Origin of the sequence: Bradyrhizobium sp. AC87j1, assembly GCF_002936975.1 — a bacterium.
Lineage (GTDB): Bacteria > Pseudomonadota > Alphaproteobacteria > Rhizobiales > Xanthobacteraceae > Bradyrhizobium > Bradyrhizobium shewense.
Genome location: NZ_PTFE01000103.1, coordinates 1 through 25,257, shown reverse-complemented (window position 1 = coordinate 25,257; position 25,257 = coordinate 1). Strand labels below are relative to the sequence as shown.

At 65.9% G+C, this 25,257-nt stretch carries 22 protein-coding genes; 13 read left to right on the top strand and 9 right to left on the bottom strand.

Going from position 1 to position 25,257, the window contains the following annotated elements; all coding sequences use genetic code 11:
• Window positions 1-28: 28 nt before the first annotated feature.
• The 5 genes from CV770_RS34085 (at window position 29) to CV770_RS34060 (ending at window position 5,304) form a co-directional block, all read left to right on the top strand.
• Complete coding sequence (locus tag CV770_RS34085; RefSeq protein WP_091953270.1) at window positions 29-520, top strand: tripartite tricarboxylate transporter TctB family protein; 492 nt, start codon at window positions 29-31, stop codon at window positions 518-520.
• A 5-nt stretch (window positions 521-525) separates the two neighbouring features.
• Entirely contained in the window at window positions 526-2,037 is a 1,512-nt protein-coding gene (locus CV770_RS34080) for a tripartite tricarboxylate transporter permease (protein ID WP_091953273.1), read from the top strand.
• Between the two features lie 51 nt (window positions 2,038-2,088).
• Complete coding sequence (gene meaB / locus CV770_RS34075) at window positions 2,089-3,078, top strand: methylmalonyl Co-A mutase-associated GTPase MeaB (RefSeq protein ID WP_104465469.1); 990 nt, start codon at window positions 2,089-2,091, stop codon at window positions 3,076-3,078.
• Window positions 3,075-3,731: a pyroglutamyl-peptidase I gene (locus tag CV770_RS34070; protein ID WP_104465468.1), complete on the top strand. Its 657-nt coding sequence runs from the start codon at window positions 3,075-3,077 to the stop codon at window positions 3,729-3,731. The genes meaB and CV770_RS34070 overlap by 4 nt, the downstream gene beginning before the upstream one ends.
• A gap of 202 nt (window positions 3,732-3,933) precedes the next feature.
• Window positions 3,934-5,304 (top strand): TIGR03808 family TAT-translocated repetitive protein, encoded by a 1,371-nt coding sequence (locus CV770_RS34060; RefSeq protein ID WP_104465467.1) that lies wholly within the window; start codon window positions 3,934-3,936, stop codon window positions 5,302-5,304.
• 126 nt (window positions 5,305-5,430) lie between these two features.
• Here CV770_RS34060 and CV770_RS34055 read toward each other — a convergent pair whose 3' ends face one another.
• The 4 genes from CV770_RS34055 to CV770_RS34040 form a co-directional block, all read right to left on the bottom strand.
• Window positions 5,431-6,192: a TIGR03809 family protein gene (locus CV770_RS34055; RefSeq protein WP_165637150.1), complete on the bottom strand. Its 762-nt coding sequence runs from the start codon at window positions 6,190-6,192 to the stop codon at window positions 5,431-5,433.
• A 525-nt stretch (window positions 6,193-6,717) separates the two neighbouring features.
• A complete protein-coding gene (locus CV770_RS34050) occupies window positions 6,718-8,433 on the bottom strand; it encodes a S8 family serine peptidase (protein WP_104465466.1) in 1,716 nt (571 codons plus the stop codon).
• 16 nt (window positions 8,434-8,449) lie between these two features.
• Entirely contained in the window at window positions 8,450-9,145 is a 696-nt protein-coding gene (locus CV770_RS34045) for a hypothetical protein (protein ID WP_091953286.1), read from the bottom strand.
• Window positions 9,142-9,711: a sigma-70 family RNA polymerase sigma factor gene (locus tag CV770_RS34040; protein ID WP_018315733.1), complete on the bottom strand. Its 570-nt coding sequence runs from the start codon at window positions 9,709-9,711 to the stop codon at window positions 9,142-9,144. Before CV770_RS34040 ends, CV770_RS34045 begins: the two co-directional genes overlap by 4 nt.
• A gap of 438 nt (window positions 9,712-10,149) precedes the next feature.
• Between CV770_RS34040 and CV770_RS34035 the strand changes: the two genes are divergently transcribed.
• Together CV770_RS34035 and CV770_RS34030 are read left to right on the top strand one after the other, a co-directional pair.
• Entirely contained in the window at window positions 10,150-11,307 is a 1,158-nt protein-coding gene (locus CV770_RS34035) for a GGDEF domain-containing protein (RefSeq protein ID WP_104465465.1), read from the top strand.
• A gap of 63 nt (window positions 11,308-11,370) precedes the next feature.
• Window positions 11,371-12,474, top strand: a complete 1,104-nt coding sequence (locus CV770_RS34030) for a DUF2336 domain-containing protein (protein ID WP_104465464.1) — start codon at window positions 11,371-11,373, stop codon at window positions 12,472-12,474.
• Window positions 12,475-12,484: 10 nt separating this feature from the next.
• On the opposite strand, the gene CV770_RS34025 is transcribed toward CV770_RS34030, so the two are convergent.
• Entirely contained in the window at window positions 12,485-13,123 is a 639-nt protein-coding gene (locus CV770_RS34025) for an NrsF family protein (RefSeq protein ID WP_091953289.1), read from the bottom strand.
• A 2-nt stretch (window positions 13,124-13,125) separates the two neighbouring features.
• Window positions 13,126-13,671, bottom strand: coding sequence for a sigma-70 family RNA polymerase sigma factor (locus CV770_RS34020; RefSeq protein WP_104465463.1), 546 nt, complete (start codon window positions 13,669-13,671; stop codon window positions 13,126-13,128).
• A gap of 291 nt (window positions 13,672-13,962) precedes the next feature.
• Here CV770_RS34020 and CV770_RS34015 point away from each other — a divergent pair, with 291 nt between their 5' ends.
• The 5 genes from CV770_RS34015 (at window position 13,963) to CV770_RS33995 (ending at window position 18,793) form a co-directional block, all read left to right on the top strand.
• Entirely contained in the window at window positions 13,963-14,664 is a 702-nt protein-coding gene (locus tag CV770_RS34015; protein ID WP_104465462.1) for a hypothetical protein, read from the top strand.
• Window positions 14,665-14,798: 134 nt separating this feature from the next.
• The gene (locus CV770_RS34010; RefSeq protein ID WP_104465461.1) at window positions 14,799-15,578 is read left to right on the top strand and encodes an enoyl-CoA hydratase; all 780 of its coding nucleotides are present in this window, start codon (window positions 14,799-14,801) and stop codon (window positions 15,576-15,578) included.
• A 221-nt stretch (window positions 15,579-15,799) separates the two neighbouring features.
• A complete protein-coding gene (locus CV770_RS34005; RefSeq protein ID WP_049801717.1) occupies window positions 15,800-17,197 on the top strand; it encodes a TolC family outer membrane protein in 1,398 nt (465 codons plus the stop codon).
• 24 nt (window positions 17,198-17,221) lie between these two features.
• A complete protein-coding gene (locus CV770_RS34000; RefSeq protein ID WP_104465460.1) occupies window positions 17,222-17,779 on the top strand; it encodes a P-loop NTPase family protein in 558 nt (185 codons plus the stop codon).
• Between the two features lie 51 nt (window positions 17,780-17,830).
• Window positions 17,831-18,793, top strand: a complete 963-nt coding sequence (locus CV770_RS33995) for an amidohydrolase family protein (protein WP_104465459.1) — start codon at window positions 17,831-17,833, stop codon at window positions 18,791-18,793.
• Between the two features lie 3 nt (window positions 18,794-18,796).
• On the opposite strand, the gene CV770_RS33990 is transcribed toward CV770_RS33995, so the two are convergent.
• The 3 genes from CV770_RS33990 to CV770_RS33980 form a co-directional block, all read right to left on the bottom strand.
• On the bottom strand, window positions 18,797-21,913 hold the full coding sequence (locus CV770_RS33990; RefSeq protein WP_104465458.1) for an efflux RND transporter permease subunit: 3,117 nt from the start codon (window positions 21,911-21,913) through the stop codon (window positions 18,797-18,799).
• A 38-nt stretch (window positions 21,914-21,951) separates the two neighbouring features.
• The gene (locus CV770_RS33985) at window positions 21,952-23,202 is read right to left on the bottom strand and encodes an efflux RND transporter periplasmic adaptor subunit (protein ID WP_091953305.1); all 1,251 of its coding nucleotides are present in this window, start codon (window positions 23,200-23,202) and stop codon (window positions 21,952-21,954) included.
• Window positions 23,203-23,347: 145 nt separating this feature from the next.
• Window positions 23,348-24,748 (bottom strand): CoA transferase, encoded by a 1,401-nt coding sequence (locus tag CV770_RS33980; protein ID WP_104465457.1) that lies wholly within the window; start codon window positions 24,746-24,748, stop codon window positions 23,348-23,350.
• Between the two features lie 58 nt (window positions 24,749-24,806).
• On the opposite strand from CV770_RS33980, the gene CV770_RS33975 reads away from it, so the two are divergent.
• Window positions 24,807-25,094, top strand: coding sequence for a hypothetical protein (locus CV770_RS33975; RefSeq protein ID WP_028146977.1), 288 nt, complete (start codon window positions 24,807-24,809; stop codon window positions 25,092-25,094).
• Window positions 25,095-25,257: the final 163 nt, after the last annotated feature.

Genomic DNA, 25,257 nt, shown 5'->3' with positions numbered 1-25,257 from the left:
GGAGAACTTCTCTCATAGGACTCCTCCCATGCGTCTTCCCGACTCCGTTACGGGATCGTTTCTCGTCGTGCTTGGTGCTGCGGCCGCCTATGGCGGCTGGATCTTGCCGCCGGTGCCGGGCCAGCCGGTCGGCCCCAACGTGTTTCCGCTCGTGATCGGCAGCGGCCTTGCGCTGTGCGGGCTCGCGATCGTGTTCGGGATCGGCCACTCCTTCGAAGAGGAGGAAGAGCTGATCCCGCTGGAGGACGGCCAGGCAGCCGCCCCGCCGCCGCAGGGCAAGCTCTACGGCCTGCGCGCCTTGCTGCCGCCGGCGCTGCTGCTGTTCTACGTCGCCGCCGCCGACCGGCTCGGCTTCATCATCACTGCGGCGATCATGGTCTATGTGACGTCCACCGCGCTCGGTGCGAAGTGGAAGCTGGCGCTGCCGCTTGCCGCGCTGTCGCCGTTCGCCATCCACCTCATCTTCGGCAAGCTGCTGCGCGTGCCGCTTCCTGCCGGCCTGCTGCCGACGCCCTGGTAATCCCCATGCTCAAGACCCTGATTGAAGCATTCGCGCTGATCTCCACCTGGGAGGTCATCATCGCGATGTTCGCAGCCTCGGTGTACGGCCTCGTGATCGGCTCGCTGCCCGGCCTGTCGGCAACGATGGCGACCGCCCTGCTCGTCCCCGTCACCTTCTACCTCTCGCCGATCGCGGCGATCGCGACCATCGTCGCGGCGTCCTCGATGGCGATCTTCTCCGGCGACATCCCCGGCGCATTGCTGCGCATTCCCGGCACGCCGGCCTCCGCGGCCTATGCCGACGAGGCCTACGCCATGACGCGCAAGGGCCAGGCCGAGCTCGCGCTCGGAGCCGGCGTCTGGTTCTCCGCGGTCGGCGGCATTGCCGGCGTGCTGTCGCTGATGATCTTGGCGCCGCCGCTTGCCGAAATCGCGCTGTCGTTCTCGACCTTCGAATATTTCTGGCTGGCGCTGCTCGGCCTGATGTGCGCCACCTTGGTGGCGCGCTCCTCCCCGGTGAAGGCGATCGCCGGCATGTTCCTCGGCCTGCTGGTCTCCTGCATCGGCATCGAAAATCCCGGCGGCGTGCCGCGCTTCACCTTCGGCCTCACCGATCTGTTCGGCGGCATCGAGCCGATCCCGGCGCTGGTCGGCGTGTTCGCGGTGGCGCAGGTGATGCGCGCGATGCTGACGCCGGAGCCGCCGCCGCTGCCGCGGCGAAAATTCGGAAGCATCATGGCCGGCCAGTGGAGGCTGACCAAGCTGTATCACTGGCAGATGACGCGCGGGAACATCGTCGGCATCATCATCGGCGTGCTGCCCGGCGCCGGTGCCGACATGGCCGCCTGGGTCTCCTACGCGATGTCGAAGCGCTTCTCCAAGGAGCCGGAAAAATTCGGCACCGGTCATGTCGAGGGCCTGGTCGAGGCCGGCGCCAGCAACAATGCCAGCATCGCCTCGGGCTGGGTGCCCTCGCTGCTGTTCGGCATCCCCGGCGACACCATCGCCGCGATCGCGATCGGCGTGCTCTACATGAAGGGCCTCAATCCGGGCCCGACGCTGTTCACCGAGAAGGCGTCGAGCATGTACGCGATCTACCTGATGTTCATCATCGCGAACATCCTGATGATCCCGCTCGGCATCGCCATGATCCGGGTTGCCGCCTACATCCTGCTGGCGCCGCGCTCGACCATAATGCCGATCATCATGTTGTGCTGCGCGGTCGGCTCGTTCGCGATCGGCAACAACATGTTCGGCGTCGTCACCGTCGCCGCCTTCGGCGTGATCGGCTACGTCATGGAGGCGAACGGCTATCCCGTCGCCGCCATGGTGCTCGGCATCGTCATGGGGACCATGGTCGAGCAGGCCTTCGTGACGTCACTGATCAAGTCCGACGGCAGTATCCTGCCGTTCTTCGAGCGCCCGGTCGCGGCCATCCTCGCCGCGATGGCGATCGGCGCCCTGCTGTGGCCGGTGATGGTGTGGGTGTGGCGCAAGGTGAAACCGGTGCAGACGGCGGCGGCGACAAGCAGGTGATTCCGGGCGAGCGGCCCTCGCCTGCCTCGCCTCGGCGTTGTAAAGCAGGGCATGACTGAGAAGAAGGCCTCGCTGGACATCAAATCCCTCGCCCGCGACCTGCGCGCCGGCAGCCGCGCCGCCCTTGCCCGCGCCATCACGCTGGTGGAGAGCCGTCGCGGCGACCACCAGGTGCTGGCGCGCGAGCTGGTGCAGATGCTGCTGCCCGAGACCGGCAAGGCGTTTCGCGTCGGCATCACGGGATCGCCCGGCGTCGGCAAGTCCACCACCATCGATGTGCTCGGGACGCACCTGATCGAACAGGGCCACAAGGTCGCGGTGCTCGCGGTCGATCCGTCCTCGGCACGCAGCGGCGGCTCGATCCTCGGCGACAAGACGCGAATGGCGCGACTGTCGGCCTCGGACCACGCCTTCATCCGCCCCTCGCCGTCCTCGGGCACGCTCGGCGGCGTCGCGGCAAAAACGCGCGAGGCGATGCTGTTATGCGAGGCGGCCGGCTTCGACGTCGTGCTGGTCGAGACCGTCGGCATCGGCCAGTCCGAGACCGCGGTCTGCGACATGACGGATTTCTTCCTCGCGTTGATGCTGCCGGGCGGCGGCGACGAATTGCAGGGCATCAAGAAGGGCCTGGTCGAGCTCGCCGACATGATCGCCATCAACAAAGCCGACGGCGACAATCTCAAGCGCGCCAACATCACTGCCGCCGATTATCGCGGGGCGCTGCATATTTTGGCGCCGCGGTCCGAACATTGGCACCCACCCGTCGTCACCTATTCGGCGCTGGCCGGCACCGGCATCACCGACCTCTGGCAGAAGGTTATAGACCATCGCAAGGCGATGAACGCGTCCGGCGATTTCGCCGCGCGGCGGCGTCAGCAGCAGGTGAAATGGATGTGGTCGATGCTGGAGCAACGGATGCTGGCGCGGCTGCGCAGCGAGGCCTCGGTTCGCAGCAAGGTCCGGAAGATCGAGACTGAGGTCGCCGACGGCCATCTCACGCCGGCCCTCGCAGCCGAGCAGATATTGGAGTTGCTGAAATGAGCGGAAAGCTCCGCATTCTCCTCACCGGCTTCGGCCCGTTTCCCGGCGCGCCCTATAACCCGACCCGGCCGCTGGTCGCGCGGCTCGCGCAACTGCGCCGTCCGGCGCTCGATAATGTCGCGCTCTCCAGCCACATCTTCCCGGTCACCTATGCCGCGGTCGACCGGCAATTGCCGGAGGTCCTCGCAAAGGTGAAGCCAGATGCGCTGTTGATGTTCGGCCTCGCCGCGCGCACGCCTTACCTGCGCATCGAGACCCGCGCGCGTAACGCCGTCACCATGCTCTGGCCCGATGCCGCCAACACCCGATCGAGCAAGCGCGGCATCGCCGGCCATGCCGACGCCATGAATTTCGGTCCGCACACGGCAAAGCTGCTGCGCGCCGCGCGCCTCACCGGCATCGACGCCCGCGCCTCGCGCGATGCCGGCGCCTATCTCTGCAACTATCTGAGTTGGCGCGCGATCGAGAACGTGAAGGCGGGCGGGCCGCAGCTCGCGGCGTTCATCCATATCCCCCTGCTCGCGCGCAGCGGTGCGGTCCGGCGCAAGGGCGCGTCGCGGATCACGCTGGAAGAGCTGGTGGATGCCGGCGAGGCCATGCTGATGGAGATGGTGGCGTTGGCAAGGAAGGGGCGGAACACACAGGTTTCGTAGGGTGGGCAAAGGCGCCCTTGCGCCGTGCCCACCATCTCTTTCCATCTGCCGTCAAATCGTGGGCACACTACGCTTTGCCCACCCTACGGCACCATCTCTGCGGTAAACATTTAACCCTACCGCGAACAATCCCCGCGCCCCCGCCTGCCCTGCGCTACCTAGTCGGCGCGGATGCCCTCCCGCCTCCGCCGGAGGACGCGTCATGGACCTCAATCGCCGCCATCTCATCGGAGCTTCGACCGCGGGCATCGCGGGCGCACTCGCCATGCCGGCCGAGGCCGCGCGCGCGGCGCCGCTGACATCCCTGCTCGGCCGCGATGCCACGCAATACGGCGTGCGGCCCGGCAGCAACGAAGATCAGACCCGCGCGCTGCAGCGCGCGATCGACGAGGCTGCACGCGCACAGCTGCCGCTGGCGCTACCGCCCGGCGTCTATCGCAGCGGGCTGTTGCGGCTGCCGAACGGCGCACAATTGATCGGCGTGCGTGGGGCAACGAAGCTCATCTTCACTGGCGGCGCCTCGGCGATCCAGAGCGAGGGCTCTGACTTCCTCGGCCTCACCGGCATCACCTTCGACGGCGGCAACATCCCGCTGCCGGCGCGGCGCGGACTGATCCATGTCCTCGGCGGGCGCGATACGCGCATCACTGATTGCGAGATCAAGAACTCAGGCGGCAGCGGCATCTGGCTCGAGCAAGTGTCCGGCGACATTTCCGGTAACACCTTCACTGACATCGCGGTAACCGCGGTGGTCTCGTTCGACGCGAAGGGCCTCGGCGTCTCCCGCAACACCATCATCGGCACCAACGACAACGGCATCGAGATCCTGCGCACGGCGATCGGCGACGACGGCACGCTGGTCGCCGATAACCGCATCGAGAACATCAAGGCCGGCCCCGGCGGCTCCGGCCAGTACGGCAACGCCATCAATGCCTTCCGCGCCGGCAACGTAATCGTGCGCGGCAACCGCATCAGGAACTGCGATTACTCCGCAGTGCGTGGTAACTCCGCCTCGAACATCCACATCACGGGCAACAGCGTCAGCGACGTGCGCGAGGTCGCGCTCTATTCGGAGTTCGCGTTCGAGGCCGCGGTGATCGCCAACAACTCGGTGGACGGCGCGGCCGTCGGCGTCTCCGTCTGCAATTTCAACGAAGGCGGCCGCATCGCGGTGGTCCAGGGCAACATCATCCGCAACCTGATCCCGAAGCGGCCGATCGGCACCGCGCCCGACGACGATGCCGGCGTCGGCATCTACATCGAGGCGGATACCTCAGTGACCGGAAACGTGATCGAGAATGCGCCGTCCTACGGTATCGTCGCCGGCTGGGGCAAATATCTGCGCGACGTCGCCATCACGGGCAACGTGATCCGCAAGGCCCTGGCCGGGATCGGCGTCTCCGTCGTGCCGGGCGCCGGCTTGGCGCTGGTCAACAACAACATGATCTCCGAGACCCCGCGCGGCGCCGTGGTCGGGCTGGACCATGCGCGTGCGGTGACGTCGGACCTGTCAGCCGACGGCGCGCAACGGTTCGCACAGGTGGTGCTCGGCGGGAACGCGGTGCGAAGGTAGGCATCGGCTTGCAGCCGGGCCGCCCATCCTTCGAGGCTCCCCATGGGACGCGCTGCGTCCCATGCCTCGCGCCTCAGAATGACGGGGCGGGAGGTGCGGTTGCCCTCTTGCCCACGCTCCGGAGCGCTAGAATGCGTTCCTGAGCAGCGGGTATTTCGCTTCCAGGCCGTCGAGGCTGAAGGTGAATTCGACGACGCGCTCGGGGGCTGCGACGATTTCCTCGGCCGGCGGGGCGAACTGCGGCAGGAGCGATGCCATCGCGGCAGGCGCGGTCTTTGGCGGCTTCGCGGCAGACGCAGCCAACGGCGGCCTCACTTCAGGCGCGGTGAATGGGGCCGTTGCGGCGGGCACGGCGAGCGGTGACCTCACGGCGGGTGCGGCCAGCGGCGCCCTCGCCGCAGGAGCCTTGAGCGGCGGCATCTCGGCCGGCGCGATAAACGACGCCATCGCAATGGAGGCTGCGGGCGCGGCGAGCGGCGCGATCGGGGCTTCGGTGATCTCGGCGAGAACGTCCGGCTTCGGATCGAGCCTGACCGGCACGGCGGTCTCGGGGGCGATGTGGACGGCCTTTGGCTGCAGGGTCTTGGGCTGCAGGGTCTTGGGCTGCACGATCTGCGCCTGCTGCTCGCGCGGAAACACACGGGGCATGGTCGCCGGCGACCAGCCGAATGCCGGCGTCACGCTTGCAGCGGCCTCGGCGACGTCAGCACCGGTGGCAAGCGCGCGCCAGGTCTGGACCGCGCGCTTGGCTTCCTGGATGTTTTCGAGGAATGCCATCTCGGAGTGATAACGGCGCCAGCGTCCGGTCTCGAACATTTCGGAGAGATGTTGCAGCCGCTGCTCGGCGAGGGCGCACCAGCGCGCCGCGACGTCGCGGCCAGCGACCACGGCACGCGCAGACGCGTAATCAGACTCTTGGCGATGTGTCATGAACCAGCCCGTCAGGGGAAAACACGGACGCGGGGGACGCAACGCACACGAATCAATTTAGACGCGACATGAATATTTTGTGGAAAAGTTTTGACTTGTCCAGCAACGACACGGCAGTCGTCGTCAATCACCGTAGTCGTGCGGAGATTTGCTGTGTTTTCGAGTCAAGCCTCGCACAAGCATAGCGGAGGTGCGACGCGCTGAGCGAACAGCCGACTCGAACACAGCGGCGTCCGATCAACCGCAAGCTGAACGAACGCGAGGCTTCGAAGAATCGGATGCCCAAAAGAAAAGACCCGTCCGGGGGGACAACCGGACGGGTCAAGCCATATGGGCGCTTGGGGTGGATGGGCGCTCGCGCCTGATATGACTGATGGGGAGGGATGACCGCTCCCACATAATTTGGTCGTGGCAGCTGGCTGAACGTTCAATGCGGGGTTCGCTTTTTTGGCCTTCGGCCCGCACGCATCTTTGTCGCAGCCGCTATCGTGTCGCCGGCCTATCCGCCTGAGAAACCGTGGGTTTCTCGTCCGCACTCGACAGCGAGGGTTGTTCGATCGCGCGGGTGCCAGGCTCATCGCGACGCTTCCCGGCATCTTCACGTTTTGTTGTACCGGACGCAGCCGCAACCGGCGTCGCGCCATCGGCGGGAACAGCCATGACCGCGGCAAACGCATCGGTCTGGCCGTCGCCGAAAAGCTCGTCACGTCCGGGGGAGCCGAGGTCGCGCGCGGTCTTCGCCAGCGTCATGCGCAGCGCTGCCGGCTTCAAGGTGTAATTGCGCTCGAGCAGCAACGCCGCGACGCCGGAGACATAGGCAGCCGAGAACGAGGTTCCCGACGTCATCTGGTACTTGCCGTCCGGCGCCGGCAGGAAGATGTCGACCCCGGGCGCTGAGACGGCGATGTAATTGCCGCGGTTGGATGCGGTAAACAGCCTGTCCTGCTGATCGGTCGCGCTGACGGCGATCACGTTAGGATTGGCGGCCGGATAGAGCGGCGGCGATTTTGCGCCGGCATTGCCGGCGGCGGCGATCAGCACGAGGCCGCGCGCGGCGGTCGCCGCGATGGCGCGCTCGATCACCGCGTCCTTCGGACCGGCAAAGCTCATATTGACGATCTGCGCGCCGTGCTCGGCGGCGTAATTCAGCGACCGCAGGATGATGTAGGACGAGCTCTCGGCGCCGCCATTGCTGCCACCGAAGGCACGGATCGCGATGATGCGCGCCTGGGGCGCGCTACCCATCAGCCGGTCATGCGCCACGATGGCGCCGGCGATGCCGGTGCCGTGGACGTGCGGCCCCTCCGCGCTGCCGAGCGCATCGAAATTGTCGGCGACGGAATTGGCGAGCTCGGGATGCTTGGTGTCGATGCCGGAGTCGATCACGGCAACCGTGACGTTGGCGCCGTGCGCCAGCGTATGCGCCTGCGGCAGGCGGAGCTTTGTCAGTGCATATTGCGCAGGGTCGCCCTCGCTGGGGGGCGTCGATTTCTGGTCTTGCAGCATATAGCGGAAGTTCGCCTGGACCGAGCGCACGCTGCCGTCGGCCGCGAATTCGCGCCGCACCGTCTCGTACGGCCGGCCTTCTGTGATGCGGAACAGACCGAACGTAGCCCCGATCAGGGGGAAGCTCTCCGACGAGATCCGCGTCAAGCCGTGCCGGCGGGCCAACGCGTCAGCATCACCGGGCGACAATGTGCCGTCGATCTCGGCCACGAATTCGTTGGCGAAGCTGCGAAGATTGGCGGCGGCCGGCGTGGCGTTGCCACGGCCCTTGCCGGCGCTCTTCTTGGCGGGTTTGCCTGAGCCACCGCCGCCGGCATTCGGCTGCGCCAGGCATTCGCCGTCGGCATCGCGATAGGGCGCGGTACAGGCCGGATACAGGTTCGGCGAGTAGCGCGCATAGGGCAGCACCGTCGTCGTCGGCCGCAGGCGCGACGTCGTGGTGTGGGGAATGGTCGCCATCGTCCGCGGGCCGCGGTCGACGGACACCGCCCTGGCCGAGATGGTCGGACCGATGCGCGGGGCGATGCTCGGAGAGATGGTCGGCGTTCGCGTGGGCACGCTGATCGTCGGCGTGCGCATGATCGCCTGCGCCTGCGCAACCTCGACGCCGAGACAGGCGGCGATCAAAAGCGCCGCGCCGACCGATGAAGCGTAGGCCCCGGCGCGCACCCTGCTCTCGGACTTGCCTGTCATCGGATCAGCGGCGCGCTTACGGCGCCGCGACGGCGAGGTTGACGAACTTCTCGCGCTGCATCTTGCCGAGCAGCGAGGCGAGCTCGTCCTGGCTCATCGCCTTGTCGAACTGGAGGCGGAACATGCCGCCCTTGGCATCGCCGATGATCGAGGCCTGGTAGCTGTCGAGCAGCGCGGTGATGTCGGCGACGCGGGCCTCGGGCGTGAAGCGCACCAACGCGCGCGCCGGCGGAACAGTCGTACCGAGTTCGCGTGTGATCGGACCGCTGGTCGAGAGCGAAGCGGTCTGGAAGGTCGCGGGCTGGTTCTTCATCAGCACGGCGCCGATGATTCCGGCTTGCAGCATCAGCGCGATGGCGCCGAGGCTCGCCGACCACGCCAGCGTGCGCGGCGACAGGCTCGCGAAGAAGGTCGAGATGCGCGCCGACAGCGGCAGCGAGCCGCTCGCCCGCGCCGGCTCGGCGTCGATCGCCGCGAACAGCTTCTGCAGCGCGCGCGCCGACGGAGCGCCCAAGCTCTCGTTCAGATGGATGGTCTCTTCGTACTCGCCGCGGATAGCCGCATATTGCCTGGCAAGCTCGGGATCGCGCGCCAGCGCTTCCTCGACCCGCCGCGCATCGCGCGCGTTCAGCGTGCCGGCCGCGTGCCACGGCAGCAGCAGTTCAATTTCACTGGGCTCTTGCTCCAGCATCTTCTTGCTCAAAGCCATCATGGCCAGCCTCGCTCAACGCCGGCTGCCTTCAGCAGTTCGGCCAGTTTCTTGCGCGCATAAAACAAGCGCGTCTTCACAGTGTTCTCCGGTATTCCGACGATTTCGGCCACCTCTTCCACGGACTTCTCGTGGTAGTAGACGAGATCGACGATTTCCCGATGGTCCGGCGAGAGGCCCGTCAGACACTCCCGCAACGCTTCACTGGTATCCTTTTTCTGCACCACCGTTTCCGGATTGTCGGACGTATCCTCGATCGCGTTGGCGGCGTCTTCGTCCAGTTCGAAATCCTTCCTGCGCCGGAGCGCAGACAGGGCCTTGAAACGGGTGATTGCCAGCAGCCAGGTAGAAACGGCGGATCGGCCCTCGAACTTGCCGGCTTGACGCCAGACGTCGAGAAACACCTCGCTGATGAGGTCTTCCGCCGCCTGCTCGTCCCGCACGAGCCTGAGCCCGAACCTGTAGACCCTGACATGGTGCCGCCCGTACAGCACCTGCATGGCGAGCCGGTCACCTTGGGCGATCCTGGCGATCAGGACCTCGTCCGAAGCCGCCTGTGTCACGCTCAATGCCCGTCTCGCAAAGTTGGTCGGGTCGGCGCGGCGGACGGTTCGATAGGGGGGGCAAAATTCTTCAGCCTACCGCGGTCATACGGAGGCTTGTGTGACCTACCCCACATACGCGTATTTTTCTTGTCCCACCCGCGGCCGTCGGCCGCCTTCATCCAGATCGGTAACATAATACTGCGATACTTCCCTGCGGAATGCCTGTCCGGCACAGGCGGCCCGGCCTCGTTCGGTTCCATAGCAGCCCTGCACGACATATGTCTCGCCAAGCCCGGCTTAGGCTCGATCGCATCGCAAACGGAGGCCTGATCGCCGGCAAAATTTCTCCCGCCGGCCTGCCACCTTGTTCCGCGCTGCACGGTTCGGATTCGGTTTCCAAGGATACCAAACCTAAAGGCTTGCCACGTAGATTTTTACGCTGACATCACCATTGGCGGGACCATGAGTACGGCCGCGACGTCCTTTCCCGAGAGGAATGCCGCTGAGGTCGCGGATCTCGTGCTCACGCCCGAGGCGGCGGCTTCCGAAGTGCTGGCGCGCCGAGCCCGGCAGCGCCGCCAGATGTATATCGGCCAAGTGGCGAGCTATTCGCTGGGCGCCTCGGTCCTGCTGCTCTACGCCTATGGCGGCGCGGTCTCCATGGCCGTTCCATCGCTCTTCTGGCTCGGCGGCCTCCTGATCATCGGTACGTTCACCGTGCTCTCGGAAGCCGGCTTCGGCGACCGGTTCGAGGATCATTACCTCACCGTCTTCCAGATCTCGGCGCATATGGCGCTGCAGCTGCTGTTCCTGCTCGCAGTGCCGACGGTCGGGGTCGCGTTCCTCGCCGTACTGTTTCTGATCTTCGCGTTTGGCACGCTGCGGATGACCTCGAGCCAGGCGATGGTGACCTGGGGCCTTGCCACCTGCGGGCTCGCCCTGGTCTTCCTAGGCTCGGACCTGCCGATCGGACTGCCGGTCACGACCCGCCTGGAGCGAACCGCCTCGATGCTTTGCTTCGTGCTGGTGATCGGCCAGTGCGCCTTTCTCGGCCTGTTCGGCGCCACCCTGCGCAAGATCCTGTATCGGCGCAGTATCGAGCTGAAGGCCGCCTATCAGCGCATCGAGGAGCTGGCCGAGCTCGACGAACTCACCGGCTCCTACAACCGCCGCTGCATCATGCGGCTTCTCGATGCCGAGATCGAAAAGTCGCGGCGGACGTCGATGCCTTGCGCGATCGCGCTGATCGATCTCGACTGGTTCAAGCGCATCAACGACGCCCACGGCCATCCCGTCGGCGACGAGGTGCTGCGCACTTTCGCGATCACCATGTTCGCCAACATCCGCCCGGCCGACTGCTTCGGCCGCTATGGCGGCGAGGAATTCCTGCTGCTGCTGCCGGACACGTCGGGCGACGCCGCACAGCGCATGCTCGAGCGCTTGCGCAGCATCGTCGCCGATCTCGACTGGAGCGCATTCTCCCTGAATTTGCGCGTGACCATTTCCGCGGGCGTAGTGACGCTGCGCGACGTCGATACTGCCGACACGTTTCTCGCGCGCGCCGATCGCGCGCTCTATTCCGCCAAGGCGCAAGGGCGCAACCGCATTGCAACGAGCTGACCAATCCATTTTTTCCCGCTGCGACAGAAGCCGCCGCCGGACCGAGCGCTCCAGGACAGGGCCATGAGATCCAGATCCGCAAAAACATCCGAGAATTTGCTCGAGGAACTGCAGGCTGCACTCTCGCACGGCACGGTCGCGCGCCGGGTCGAGACGCTGCGACGTGTCACCGATCTGTTCGTCGGCAACGCGGTGGATTATTCCGACGACCACATCCGCGTGTTCGACGACGTGTTCCAGTGCCTGATCGAGCAGATCGAGACGTCGGCCAAGGCGCTGCTCGCCGACCGCCTCGCACCGATCGCGGCCGCGCCGCCGAAAATCATCCGCACGCTCGCGCTCGACGAGGTCATCGAGGTCTCCGGCCCCGTGCTGTCGAAATCGGAACGGCTGGACGAGACGACCCTGATCGAGATCGCGCGCACGAGGGGCCAAGCGCATCTCAAGGCGATCTCGCTGCGGCGCGTGCTGTCGGAAGCGCTGACAGACGTGCTGGTGAAGCGCGGCAACGAGGACGTGGTGCAGTCGACCGTCGGCAATCCGGGCGCGCGGCTCTCCGAGGGAAGCCTCACCGATCTCGTCACCCGGTCCGAACGCGACGACGACCTCGCCACCTGCATCGGCCAGCGGCCGGACCTGCCGCGCCATCACTATTTGAAGCTGGTCGCGAAAGCGTCCTTGTGCGTGCGCAGGAAGCTCGAGGCCGCGCATCCGGAGCTCGTGGACGAGGTGTCGAGCGTGGTGCAGGAAGTCGCCCAGAGGGTCCGCGCTGCCGCCATGACGAGGCAGACCGAGATGGCGCGCGCGCTGGTGAAGTCGCTGCACGAGGACGGCCGTCTCAACGAATCCCAGGTCACCAGTTTCGCCGAGCAGGGCAAGTTCGACGAAACCAATGCGGGGCTCGCGGCGCTCGCGGGCGTCGCGGTTGAGACCGCCGAGACCATGATGATCGAAAGCCGCAATGAGGGCGTGATGATCCTCGCCAAGGTCGCCGGCATGTCCTGGCCAAGCGTGCGGGCCATCATCGCGATGCGCGAGAAGCTCTCCGGCGGGTCGCAGACCGACATGCTGACGCTGCGCGACGTTTACGAGGCGCTGCGCAGCTCGACCGCGCAGCAGGTGCTGCGCTTCCACCGCATGCAGCTAGGCACGACGCCGGCGGCATGAGGCCGGCGCGCTAGTAACGCAAAACCCTCGCCCCGACCGCCGCGCCGATTGCCGTCACCAGCGCGGTCGCGAGCGTGTACCAGGTCGCGACGAACAGCGGCGAATCGTCGGTGCAGTGCGAGGCGTAGAGCGTCGCGGCAAGGCCGGCCGACACCAGGCCGGCGAGCGCTCCGGCAAGCGCGGGGCGCGACGGCGCGCCATGGCGCAGGCCGAACAGCGCCCCCGCAAGCAGCGGCAGCGACATCGCCGGAATTGCGACAAGGCACACCCTTGAGTTCTTGCCCATCAAGCGCATCGTCATCGGCATGGCCGGCGCCATCATCGCCTCACTGCCGATCGCGACCGCGAGCAGCCCGACGGGAAGCAGCAGCAGCCAGCCCCAGCCGCGCAGCAGGGCTTCGGGACGCGACAGATGCAGGCTGACGATGATGGCGGGAATCGCGAGCGACAGCGTCACCGCGAATTTCATGTCGAAGAACGGGTTGCCCATCGCGCTCATCACGTCGTGACGCACGCCGAGGAACGTCGCGAAGATCAGGATCGACAAGGGCGCGGCCACCAGGAGCGCCATGGTCAGCACGGCGCCGACGCGCGGCGCGCGATGGGCGTTGTCGGCTGCGAGCGAGCGGATGAGTTGATCGGTGTCCATGACTACTGGCCCCGCAGTTTGGTCGTCAGCGCCGCAAGTCCGCGATGCAGCGCGACCCGCACGGCGCCCTCGCTCATCGAAAGCTTCGCCGCCGTATCCTTGATCGAGGCGCTCTCGACCGCGATCGACTGCAGCACGTCGCGCTGGCGCTGCGGCAGGGTGTTGAGCTGGGCTGCGACCTCGCCCGCGGACGCCGTTTCCTCGGGCGCCTCGCCCGGCAGGGTTTCGGCGAAATCGTCGATATTGACGAAGACGCGCCTGCCGCGCCGGCGGAGCGCGTCGATCAGCTTGTTGCGGCCGATGGCAAACAGCCAGGGCGCGAAGGGGGCTTCGCTGTCCCAGGTGTGCCGCTTCAGATGCACCGCCAACAGAATCTCCTGCACGATATCCTCTGCCTGGTCGGGAGGCTGGCCTGCCCGTGCCAGGCCTCGTCTCGCGGCAGCGCGCAGCACCGGCGTGACCGCCCTCAACAGGCGATGATAGGCCGCATCATCGCCAGCCATGGCCGACCGCATCAGGCCGGTCCATTCGTCCTCACGTCCGCGCACGCGCGCCCCTCACCATGCAATTCGGCCGTCCGTTCAATTTGTTACGCGGGTCCGACAAGATCACGAATTCGTGACATGCCTCGGACCTCGCGACCGATCCGGCCGTAAACGTCTGCGACGGCTCATAACACCGATCGGCGCGTCCCGCACCCGGAGGCTGGCTTCACGGAGGTCGGCCTGCCCCGGTTTTGCCCAGTGTAGCCCGAAGATTCCCATTTTCTGCCCCGCTGTCGTCACGCCCCGGGGTCTCTGTTCGTTTCCGGGACGGGCGGAATTGGGGAGATCATCACCATGATGAAAGCCAGCGGGCGCGCGGCCCTGATCGTTCTGGCCGGCCTTTTGTTGCTGTTCGGAGGCCTTGCACAGGCGGCCCCAAGCTCAGCCACAAGCAATTCGGACAGCGCGGGCAAGCAGACCGACGAGGCCAAGCCGAGCAAGCACCGGCGCCATGAGTCACGCCGCACCACCACCAGCGGCAAGACAGCACAGAAATCCGACGACAAGGCCGACAAGAACGCCGCTCCGGCCAAGGCCGACAACAAGGCCGACGAGGCCAAGTCTGACAACAAGGCGGCCGACAACACGGCCGATCATAACGTCCCGGCCTCGAGCCAGATGCCGCCGGCGGTCGCCAACGCCAATGCGCAGCTCGCCACCACCGATACCCCGACTGCGGCAGCGGCCTCGGCGATGACGGACCGCGCCAACACCAATGTCCAGGCAGCGGCCGATAATACCAACGCTGCGAACGCCGAGAGCCAGGTCGTCGCCCCCGATCAGCTCAACGACATCGACCGCGCCGCGCAACAGGACAGCCCGCCGGCGCAAAAGGCGGTGATTGCCGCAACCGAGGCCCAGCCCCGGCCGGCACCGGTGATGGCAAGCACCCAGCAGAGCTCGGCCTGGGACCAGAGCTCCCTGATCGGCAAGATCTTCATCGGCGTCGGCACGCTGCTGACGCTGGCGTCCGCCGCGCGCATGTTCATGGCGTGATTGCGGGCCCGATCCTGGCCTGAGAGACCTCCCCGGAACGCGCATCTTGCTGCGTGTTCCGGCGGCCGTTAGCCCCTTGAAGCTCACCGCGCCAGCGGGCACATTGCCCGCTCAATCAAAAGCGTGGGTGGAGCATGAGCACGTTCGAACACATCATCGTCGAAAGCAAAGGCGCGGTCGGCATCATCAAGCTGAACCGGCCGAAGCTGCTCAACGCGCTTTCCTTCGGCGTCTTCCGCGAGATCGCAGCTGCAATCGACGATCTCGAGGCCGATGACGCCATCGGCTGCATCGTCGTGACCGGCAGCGAGAAGGCCTTTGCCGCCGGCGCCGACATCAAGGAGATGCAGCCGAAGGGCTTCATCGACATGTTCTCCGAGGATTTCGCCGCGATCGGCGGCGACCGCATCGCGCGTTGCCGCAAGCCGACAATTGCGGCGGTTGCCGGCTATGCGCTCGGCGGCGGCTGCGAGCTCGCCATGATGTGCGATTTCATCATCGCCGCCGACACCGCAAAGTTCGGCCAGCCCGAGATCACGCTTGGCACCATTCCCGGCATCGGCGGTACCCAGCGCCTGACACGCGCGATCGGCAAGTCCAAGGCGATGGACCTGTGCCTCACCGGCCGCATGATGGATGCGGCGGAAGCCGAGCGAAGCGGGCTCGTCAGCCGCATCGTGCCCGCCGACAAGCTGATGGACGAAGTGATGGCGGCGGCCGAGAAGATCGCCGCGATGTCGCGCCCTGCGGCCGCGATGGCCAAGGAAGCCGTGAACCGCGCCTTCGAGACCACGCTCGCCGAGGGCATGAGTGTCGAGCGCAACCTGTTCCACTCGACCTTCGCGCTGGAGGACCGCTCCGAGGGCATGGCGGCGTTCATCGAGAAGCGCAAGCCGGTGAACAAGAACCGGTAACGTCAGGGAACGGGTCAGGCTGGTGTAAGGCTCGGCCGCGTTCCCGTGAGACCCTGTGACGAAGCTGCAACAAGCACGGATTTCATGGGGGTTTCCCCCGCGGCAGTTTGCCTGCGGGACCTCGGCTGGTTAAACAGTTAAGAGGCCACCGTCGGCGGGGGCGGACAGCCGGGGTTAAGCGGGATTACATGATTGGGCGTACCGCCAGAGCTGGTCGCGTGATGACGCGGCATCGATCGGGCGTGGGTCCTGTGCTTGCGACATGGACCACGTTGGCGCTGTGTTGCGCCCTGCCCTCCGCCGCCTGGGCCGAAGCCCTGCCGGAGGCGCTCGCCAAGGCCTACCAGACCAATCCACAGCTCAATGCCGAACGTGCGCGACAACGCGCCACGGACGAGAACGTGCCGCAGGCCCTTGCCGGTTACCGGCCGCAGATCGTGGCGAGCCTCAGCGCCGGCCTGCAATCGGTGCGCAATCTGCTGCCCGACAACACAATCCAGACCGGTAATTTGAAGCCATGGATCATCGGCGTCACCGTGACGCAGACCCTGTTCAACGGCTTCCGCACCGCCAACAACGTGCGGGCCGCCGAGCTTCAGGTGCAGTCGGGCCGCGAGGCGCTGCGCAATGTCGGCCAGGGCGTGCTGCTCGATGCGGTCACCGCCTACACCAACGTGCTCGCCAACCAGTCGTTGGTCGAAGCGCAGCGTTCCAACGTCGCCTTCCTGCGCGAGACGCTCTCGGTCACCCAGCGCCGCCTCAACGCCGGCGATGTCACGCCGACCGATAGCGCGCAGGCCGAAGCGCGCCTCAACCGCGGCCTTGCCGATCTCAACGCCGCCGAGGTCGCGCTTGCCGTCAGCCAGGCGACCTATGCGCAAGTGATCGGCAATGCGCCGTCGCAGCTTCGGGCCGCCGAGGCCGTCGATCGCTATCTGCCGAAGAGCCGCGAAGACGCCATGACGATGGCAATCCGCCAGCACCCGGCGGTGATGGCCGCCAGCTTCGACGTCGATGTCGCCTCCACCAACATCCGCATCGCCGAAGGCTCATTGCTGCCGAGCGCCACCATCCAGGGCAGCGCCAGCAAGAGCCGCAACAACGACCCGACGCTCGGCACCTTCGCCGAGGACCAGGCCTCGATCGTCGCCAATGTCACCGCGCCGATCTACGACGGCGGCCAGGCCGCCGCGCAGACCCGGCAGGCCAAGGAGATCACGGCGCAGAGCCGGCTCGTGCTCGACCAGGTCCGGAACCAGGCACGCACGGCGGCAGTGAGCGCCTGGGTCGCCAATGAAGGCGCCAAGATCACCGTGTCGGCCTCGGAATCCGAAGTGAAGGCTGCGACCGTCGCGCTCCAGGGCGTGCAGCGCGAGGCCGCCGGCGGACAACGCACCACGGTCGACGTCTTGAACTCGCAGGCCGATCTGATCCAGGCCAAGGCCCGCCTGATCGGCGCCAACCGCGATCGCGTCATCGCCTCCTACACGCTGCTCAGCGCCATCGGCCATCTCGACGTCAAGACGCTCAGCCTGAACACGCCGGATTATCTGCCCGAGGTTCACTACCACCAGGTCCGCGACGCCTGGCACGGCCTGCGCACGCCGTCGGGGCAGTAGTTTCAATCTATCGGGCCGGTGCCCATGAAAAGCCGCCGCATCCATCTGACGGGCGCTTCGGGCTCCGGCGTGACGACGCTCGGCCGGGCGCTCGCCGGCCGGCTTGCGCTGCCGCATCACGATAGCGACGACTATTTCTGGCTGCCGACCGCGCCGCCCTATCAGACGACGCGCTCCGTCGCCGACCGCCTGCGCCTGATGCGCGAGATGTTTCTGCCGCGTCTCGATTGGGTGCTGAGCGGATCCGTCACCGGCTGGGGTGAGGAGCTCGTTTCGTACTTCGATCTCGTCGTCTTCGTGACCGCGCCGCGCGAGATCCGGATGAAGCGATTGCGCGCCCGCGAGGCCGCCCATTTCGGCGCTGACGCCGTCGCGCCGGGCGGCTGGCGCCATGACGAGACCGAAGACTTCGTCGAATGGGCCTCTCATTACGAAGCGGGGGATCGCGAAGGTCGCAGTCTCGCCAAGCATGAAGCATGGCTCGCGGGCCTGCGCTGCCCGGTCGTGCGCGTGGACGGCTCACGTCTGCTTGCGGACATTGTCGAGCAGCTATGCAACGAAGCGCAGCTGCGATCCGGCTGATATGGTACTGTCCCGGCACACTGCCAAATAAAACAACCAGGGAGAGAAACCGTGCTCAATCGACGCAGCGTCCTGCTTGCCTCCCTCGCCGCCGGAGTAGCCATGACCAACAGAGCCCACGCCCGCGCGGCGCAGCCTGCGACGCCGGTCAATTTCGACGTCCCCGCGCATGCCTGCGACTGCCACACTCACATTCATGGCGACGTCGAGAAGTTTCCGTTCTTCGCCGGGCGCGTCTACACGCCCGAGCCGGCAAGCCCCGAAGAAATGGCTGCACTGCACAAGGCGCTGCATATCGAGCGCGTGGTGATCGTCACCCCCAGCGTCTACGGCACCGACAATTCGTCGACCTTGTTCGGCATGAAGGCACGCGGCGCCAATGCGCGCGGCGTCGCCGTGATCGACGACAAGACGACCGAGGCACAGCTCGATGCGATGCAGGCGGACGGTTTCCGCGGCATGCGCCTCAATCTCGCAACCGGCGGCGTCAACGACCCCAATGTCGGCAGGTCACGCTTCACCACCGCCGTCGAGCGCATGAAGGCGCGCGGCTGGCACGTGCAGCTCTACACCACGCTTCCTATGATCTCGGCGATCAAGGACCTCGTCGAGACGGCGCCGGTACCTGTCGTGTTCGACCATTTCGGCGGGCTGGAAGCTTCGCTCGGCCTGGAGCAGCCGGGTTTCTCCGATCTCGCTGCACTGGTGAAGTCCGGCAAGGCCCATGTGAAGATCTCCGGCGCCTATCGCTCTTCGAAGCTCGCGCCCGACTATCAGGACATGGTGCCCTATGCGCGGGCGCTGATCGCGGCAAATGCGGACCGCGTCGTCTGGGGGACCGATTGGCCGCATCCGGATTCGAGCCGTGTCGAGGGACGCAAGCCCACCGACATCGCGCCGCTCTATCAGATCGACGACGGCCGCCTGCTCAACCAGCTTCCGGTGTGGGCACCGGATGCCGATGTCCGCAAGAAGATCCTGGTCGACAACCCGGCACGACTCTACGGATTTTGACGGTCAGCGCGCGCGCCGCGAGAAGAACGAGATCAGGACCGGCAGGGTCACGAGGATCACGACCGGCGCCAGCATCATGCCGGTGACGACGACGACCGCGAGCGGCTTCTGCACCTGCGAGCCGATGCCCTCGGACAGCGCCGCCGGCAGCAGCCCGACGCCGGCGACGACGCAGGTCATCAGCACCGGCCGAAGCTGCAACTCACCGGTGCGCACCACCGCGCTCGCGCGGTCCATGCCCTCTTCGATGAGCTGGTTGAACTGCGACAGGATGATGATGCCGTCCATCACGGCGATGCCGAACAGCGCGATGAACCCGATCGCTGCGGAGACGCTGAACGCAGTGCCGGTAATCAACAGGCCCAGCACGCCGCCGAAGATCGCCATCGGGATCACGCTCATCGCGAGCAGCGTGTCGGTCATCGAGCCGAAATTGAACCAGAGCAGCACGCCGATCAGCGCCAGCGAGATCGGCACCACGATCGACAGCCGCCGGATCGCATCCTGGAGATTGCCGAACTCGCCGACCCATTCCATGCGCGACCCCGGCGGCAGCTGCACCTGCTCGGCGATCTTCTGCTGAGCTTCGCTGATGGCGCTGCCGAGGTCGCGCTCGCGCACCGAGAACTTGATCGGTAGATAGCGTTCCTGCTGCTCGCGATAGATGTAGGCCGCGCCCGAGACGAGGCTGATGGTGGCGACCTCGCTCAGGGGGATCTGCGTGACGGTGCCGTTCGGCCCGGGTGCGCCGATGCGCAAATTCTGGATCGCCTCGGCACTGCGGCGGTATTCCGGAGCGAGGCGGACGATGATCGGGAAGTGACGATCGGAGCCGGACTCGTAGAGATCGCCCGCAGTGTCGCCGCCGATCGCAACCTTGATCGTGGCGTTGATGTCGCCCGGCGCAAGGCCGTAGCGCGCGGCCTTGGCGCGGTCGATGTCGATCTGGACGGTCGGCTGGCCTAGCGAGGTGAACACCGCAAGGTCGGTGACGCCCTGCACCGTGGCCAGCACCGACTTGATCTTGTTGGCGGTGTCGGTGAGCGCCTGAAGGTCGCTGCCGAACAGCTTGATCGAGTTCTCGCCCTTCACGCCGGAGACGGCTTCGGAAACGTTGTCCTGGAGATATTGCGAGAAGTTGAACTCGACGCCGGGGAAGCGATCGTCGAGCTGCTTGAGCAGTTGCGCGGTCAGCTCTTCCTTGTCGCGGGTGCCGGGCCATTGACTGATCGGCTTGAGCGGCGCGAAGAACTCGGCGTTGAAGAAGCCGGCGGCGTCGGTGCCGTCGTCGGGACGGCCGTGCTGAGACACGACGGACTCGACCTCGGGTCGGGCGCGGATCAGCTTGCGCATCTCGTTGACGTAGCTGTTGCCTTCCTGGAGCGAGATGGTCGGCGGCAGCGTGGCGCGAATCCAGAGATTGCCCTCTTCCAGCTTCGGCAGGAATTCGAGGCCGAGCATCCGGCTGAGCGCCACCGTCATCAGCACGAGGCCGACCGCACCGCCGAGCACGATGTTGCGGTTGGCGACCGCCCATCGCAGCAACGGCGAGTACAACCGGTGCAGGATCCGCATCACCCTGGTCTCGGTTTCCTCGACATGCGCGGGCAGGATGATCGCGGACAGCGCCGGCGTGACGGTGAAGGTCGCAAGCAGCCCGCCGGCCAGCGCATAGGCATAGGTGCGGGCCATCGGCCCGAAGATGTTGCCCTCGACGCCGGACAGCGTGAACAGCGGCAGGAAGGCCGCGATGATGATCGCTGCGGCGAAGAAGATCGAGCGCGAGACGTCGGCGGCCGCGCTGAGGATGGCGTGGCTCTTCATGCCGAACAGCGTCTCATTGGACATATGCTCGGTCTCGGACATCGGCGTCGTCTGGGTCAGACGGCGGAAGATCGCCTCCACCATGATGACGGTGGCATCGACGATCAGGCCGAAATCGATCGCGCCGACCGACAGCAAATTGGCCGATTCCCCCCGCAGCACCAGGATGATGACGGCGAAGAACAGCGCGAACGGAATGGTGGCGCCGACGATCAGCGCGCTGCGCAGATCGCCGAGGAAGATCCACTGCAACAGCACGATCAAGAGAATGCCGACCACCATGTTGTGCAGGACTGTGTGGGTGGTGAGCTCGATCAAGTCCCCGCGGTCGTAGATGCGCTCGATGCGCACGCCGGGCGGCAGGATGCTGGAGTTGTTGATGGTTTGAACGAGCTGGTGGACACGCTTGATGGTCGGCGAGCTCTGCTCGCCGCGGCGCATCAGGACGATGCCCTGCACGATGTCGTCGGCCTCGTCGAGGCCCGCAATGCCGAGGCGCGGCTTCTGGCCCACGGTTACGGTGGCGACGTCCTTGACCAGCACCGGATTGCCGCCGGTCTGCGCCACCATGGTATTGGCAAGATCGTCGATCGAGCGGATCAGGCCGACGCCGCGCACCACGGCCGATTGCTGGCCGATATTGACGGTGTTGCCGCCGACATTGACGTTGGAATTGCCGACCGCCTGGAGCAATTGCGGCAGCGTCAGACCGTTGGCGACCAGCTTGTTGAAGTCGACCTGGAGCTCATAGGTCTTGCTCTTGCCACCCCACCCCGTGACGTCGATGACGCCCGGCACGGCGCGGAAGCGGCGCTGCAGGATCCAGTCCTGGATGGTCTTGAGATCGAGCACGCTGTAGTTCGGCGGACCCACGAGACGGTAGCGGAAGATCTCGCCGATCGGGCTGAGCGGCGATATCTGCGGCTGCACGTTGCCCGGCAGCGGCGCCAGCTGCGCCAGGCGGTTCAGCACCTGCTGCAACGCCTCTTCGTAAGTATAGGCGAAGGAGAATTGGATTTTGACGTCGGAGAGACCATAGAGCGAGATGGTGCGGATGGTCGTAATGTTCTTCAGGCCTGCGACCTGGGTCTCGATCGGGATCGTGATGTAGCGCTCGATCTCCTCCGCCGACAGTCCCGGGCTCTGCGTCACGATGTCGACCATCGGCGGGGTCGGATCGGGATAGGCCTCGATGTTGAGCTGGTTGAACGCGATGACGCCGCCGATCAGCACGGCGACGAACATCCCGACCATCAGGAAGCGCCGGTTGACGGCAAGGGCGACGAGACGATCCATTCAAGCTTCAGTTTGTCTGCAATTTTTTGGGTCGTCGATCAGCTGCCGGACGCCGCGCGGTCGATGAACAGGCTGCCCTTGGTGACGATCTGCTCGCCGGGTTTCAGATTGCTGGTGACCTCGACGAGGTTGCCGTTGATGAGGCCGATCTTGATCTGGCGCAGCTCGACCGACTTGTCCTCGCGCGCGACCCAGATGCGGACCTTGTCGGCTTCATAGATCAACGCCTGCTTCGGTACCGCGGGCGCCGCGCGATCGCCGGCCGAATAGATCGTGACGTTGGCGAACATCTCGGGCTTGAGCAGCCCGTCCTTATTGTCGATGGTGGCGCGAACCTGCAGGCGGCGGGTGTTGGGGTCGATCGCGGCAGCGACGTAATTGATCTTGGCGGTCAAGGGGCGGCCCGGCAGTGCCATCACGTTGACGGTGATATCCTGGCCGATGCAGACCGCGGCGGCGTCGCTCTCGCGCACGAAGGCGGTGAGCCAGACCGTGGAGAGATCGCCGACCACGAAGACCGGATCGCTGGCGCCGGAATTCACGTACTGGCCGGGGCCGATCTTGCGCTGCACGACCGTGCCCGAGATCGGCGAGTAGATCGTGACTTCCGGATTGATGGCGCCCTTGTCCTGGAACGCCTTGATGGTCTCGTCGGTGAAGCCGAGGATGCGCAGCTTGTTGCGCGCGGCTTCCAGCGCGGTCCCCGAGGAGCGCATGTCGTTCCGCGCCTGAACCTGGGTCGCTTCGGCCTGCTGATAATCCTTCAGCGGAATGGCATGGCCCTCATAGAGGTCCTTGGCGCGCTTGAACTGGATGTCGGAGAGCTCGAGCGCCGACTTGGCCTTGTTCAGCGAAGTCATCGCTGCAATGAAATCGTTCTGGGCCTGCACCGTGTCGGCGGCCTCGATCGTGAACAGCGGTTGGCCCTGCTTCAGCATCTCACCCGGCTTGGCCAGCAGCTTGGTGACGCGGCCGGCATAGGGCGAGAACACCGGCGTCGAACGGTCCTCGTCGACGGCGACCTTGCCTTCGGTGACATATTCGGCGCGGAAGGCCTTGGCCTTGACCGGCTCGATCGTCAGCGTCGCCCATTCGGACGGCGTCGGCGTGAAGTTCTGCGCATTCCTGCGCGACTGGCTGGAGATCTCGGAGTGCTTCTTTTCCTTGGAGCCGGAAGAGAGGAAGCCGTAGGCCCCGGCGCCGACACCGGCAAGAGCTAGTAAAACTACGGATGTGATCACCCGTTGTTTTGTAAACACCTGCAATCGCTTGGTATTTTCAACTACCATGGAGCCCGGTCGTGTCTGCGACGATCTCGGCAGATGCCTGCCTTATCGGTTGCGCTAATAGTGCCGAATTGGGAGTTCAAACAACCTAAAAAACGCAGGGCGCCTTTCGGTTTGCGTTAAAATTTCGCGACATGTCAGCTTCACGTCAGCTTCGCGCTGGCCACTGTGCCGGATGACTGCCGAGCGGCATTGCCGGACAGCTCCATTGCGCCGGCGTCTTCGACAGCATCGCCGAATGGCGCACCGCCTTCAACATGCCGAAGCCAGATGGCATGCTCTCGATGAACGCAGCATGTACGGCGTCGCCCGTAAGATCCGGGGTGTTCAGTCCGCCATCGAGCCGGCCGAGATTCCAAAGCCAGCGCCCGGTCTGCGCCAGCGACACACGCACGTGCCAGCTGCCGCCTTCGCGCGCCTGACGGGCCTTGGCCATCATCGCGCCGAACGCCATCAGATAGCCGGTGGCGTGATCGAGCATCTGTGCCGGCAATTCCTTGGGGCCATCGAGACCGGCAGCGCGTCCCTCGGCATGATTGAATCCGGTCGTGGTCTGCACGAGGGAATCGAAGCCGCGCCGCTCGGCCCAGGGGCCGGCGTGGCCATAGGCCGACAGCGTCACATAGACGATGCCCGGATTGATCTGCGCGGCATCCTCGGGCGCGAAGCCGAGGGCGGCGAGCGCGCGCGGGCGATAGCCCTGCGAGAAGATGTCGGCGTCCCGCAACAGTTCGCGCAATTGCGCCCTGCCCGTCTCGCTCTTCAGCGCGATGAAGGTGGTGAGCTTGCCGCGGCCGGTGTCGATGGTGAGCCAGGGAATGGCGGGCAGCTCCGGCCCTGACACCAGCAGCACATCCGCACCATGCGCAGCGAGCGTGCGGCCGGCGACGGGACCTGCAATGACGCGGGAGAGATCGAGCACACGCAGGCCCGCAAGCGGACGATCGCCTTGTGGCCACGGCTTTGGCGGGGCCTCGCCGATCTTCTCGATCGAGAGCAGCGGCAACTCGGCGAGCGCGCGCGCCTGCGGCAGCGCGGACCATTCGTCGTAGGAGCGCATGAGCGCAACGACGCCGCCCGCGGCGTAAGCCGCAGTCTCAAAATCCTCGCCGTTCCATTGCATCAGCGCGGCCTGCACCTTGTCGCGCTCCGCCTCGCAAGCAAGCACCTTGCAGACGGCGTCGCGGTGATGCGGGAAATTGGTGTGGCAGCGAACGAAGCGATTGTCGGCGGTCCTGTAGACGCCGGCGATGGCGTCCCATGCCGGCGGCGGCGGCTTGTCGTCGAGACGCAGATAACGCTCGGAGCGGCATTCGGCGACGGCGTGGCGCATATCGACGGAGACATCCTGCGTCTGTCCGCTGCGCAGTCGCCAGATCTCAGCGGCGGCAAGGCCGGCCGCGGCGATGGTCGTCTGTCCGGCAATCGCGACGCGGAACGAGGACGGAAGCTGAGGCTCCTCGCCGCCCAGCCGCACGCGCTCGAGCGCCGGCGCATCGCCCCCGGCGGAAGTCCAGATGTCCTTGAGAATGTCGGCAGGGCTTTGCATGGCCGCTTCTCTCCCTTAGTTTTTCAAGCGACCATCCATTAGCACATAAGGAAATGCAATGGCCGCCATCGACCCCCTTACCGCAGGCGCCGTGTTCATCGCAACGGCGGCCACAGACGCGGTCTATGTCATGTTCACCTCGGCCGTAATCGCGCGCAAACGCATGTCAGCGGCGAACTGGAGCGCCGTCTGGTACATGCTCTCCTCCTACGCCGTGATCAGCTACACCGAAAACGCCTTTTACGTTGCCTTCGCCGCGATCGGCTCCTGGGCCGGCGCCTATGCCTCGCTCACTTTCCTGCACCGCCCGCCCGGCGGCCCGCCGGTCGGCGCGGCGCCGGAGTGAGGACGTAAAGTGGTGGCATGTCCTCCAATGCTAATCCCGTCATCCTTGTAAGTCTCGAATCGCTGGATCGGATAGAGTGTCCGGTGCGGTAACGGACGGGAGACCGCTTCATCCAAGGGCTTTGAAGCCCGTACCTCAGCGCGGCGCCCCGTCCGTTGTTCCA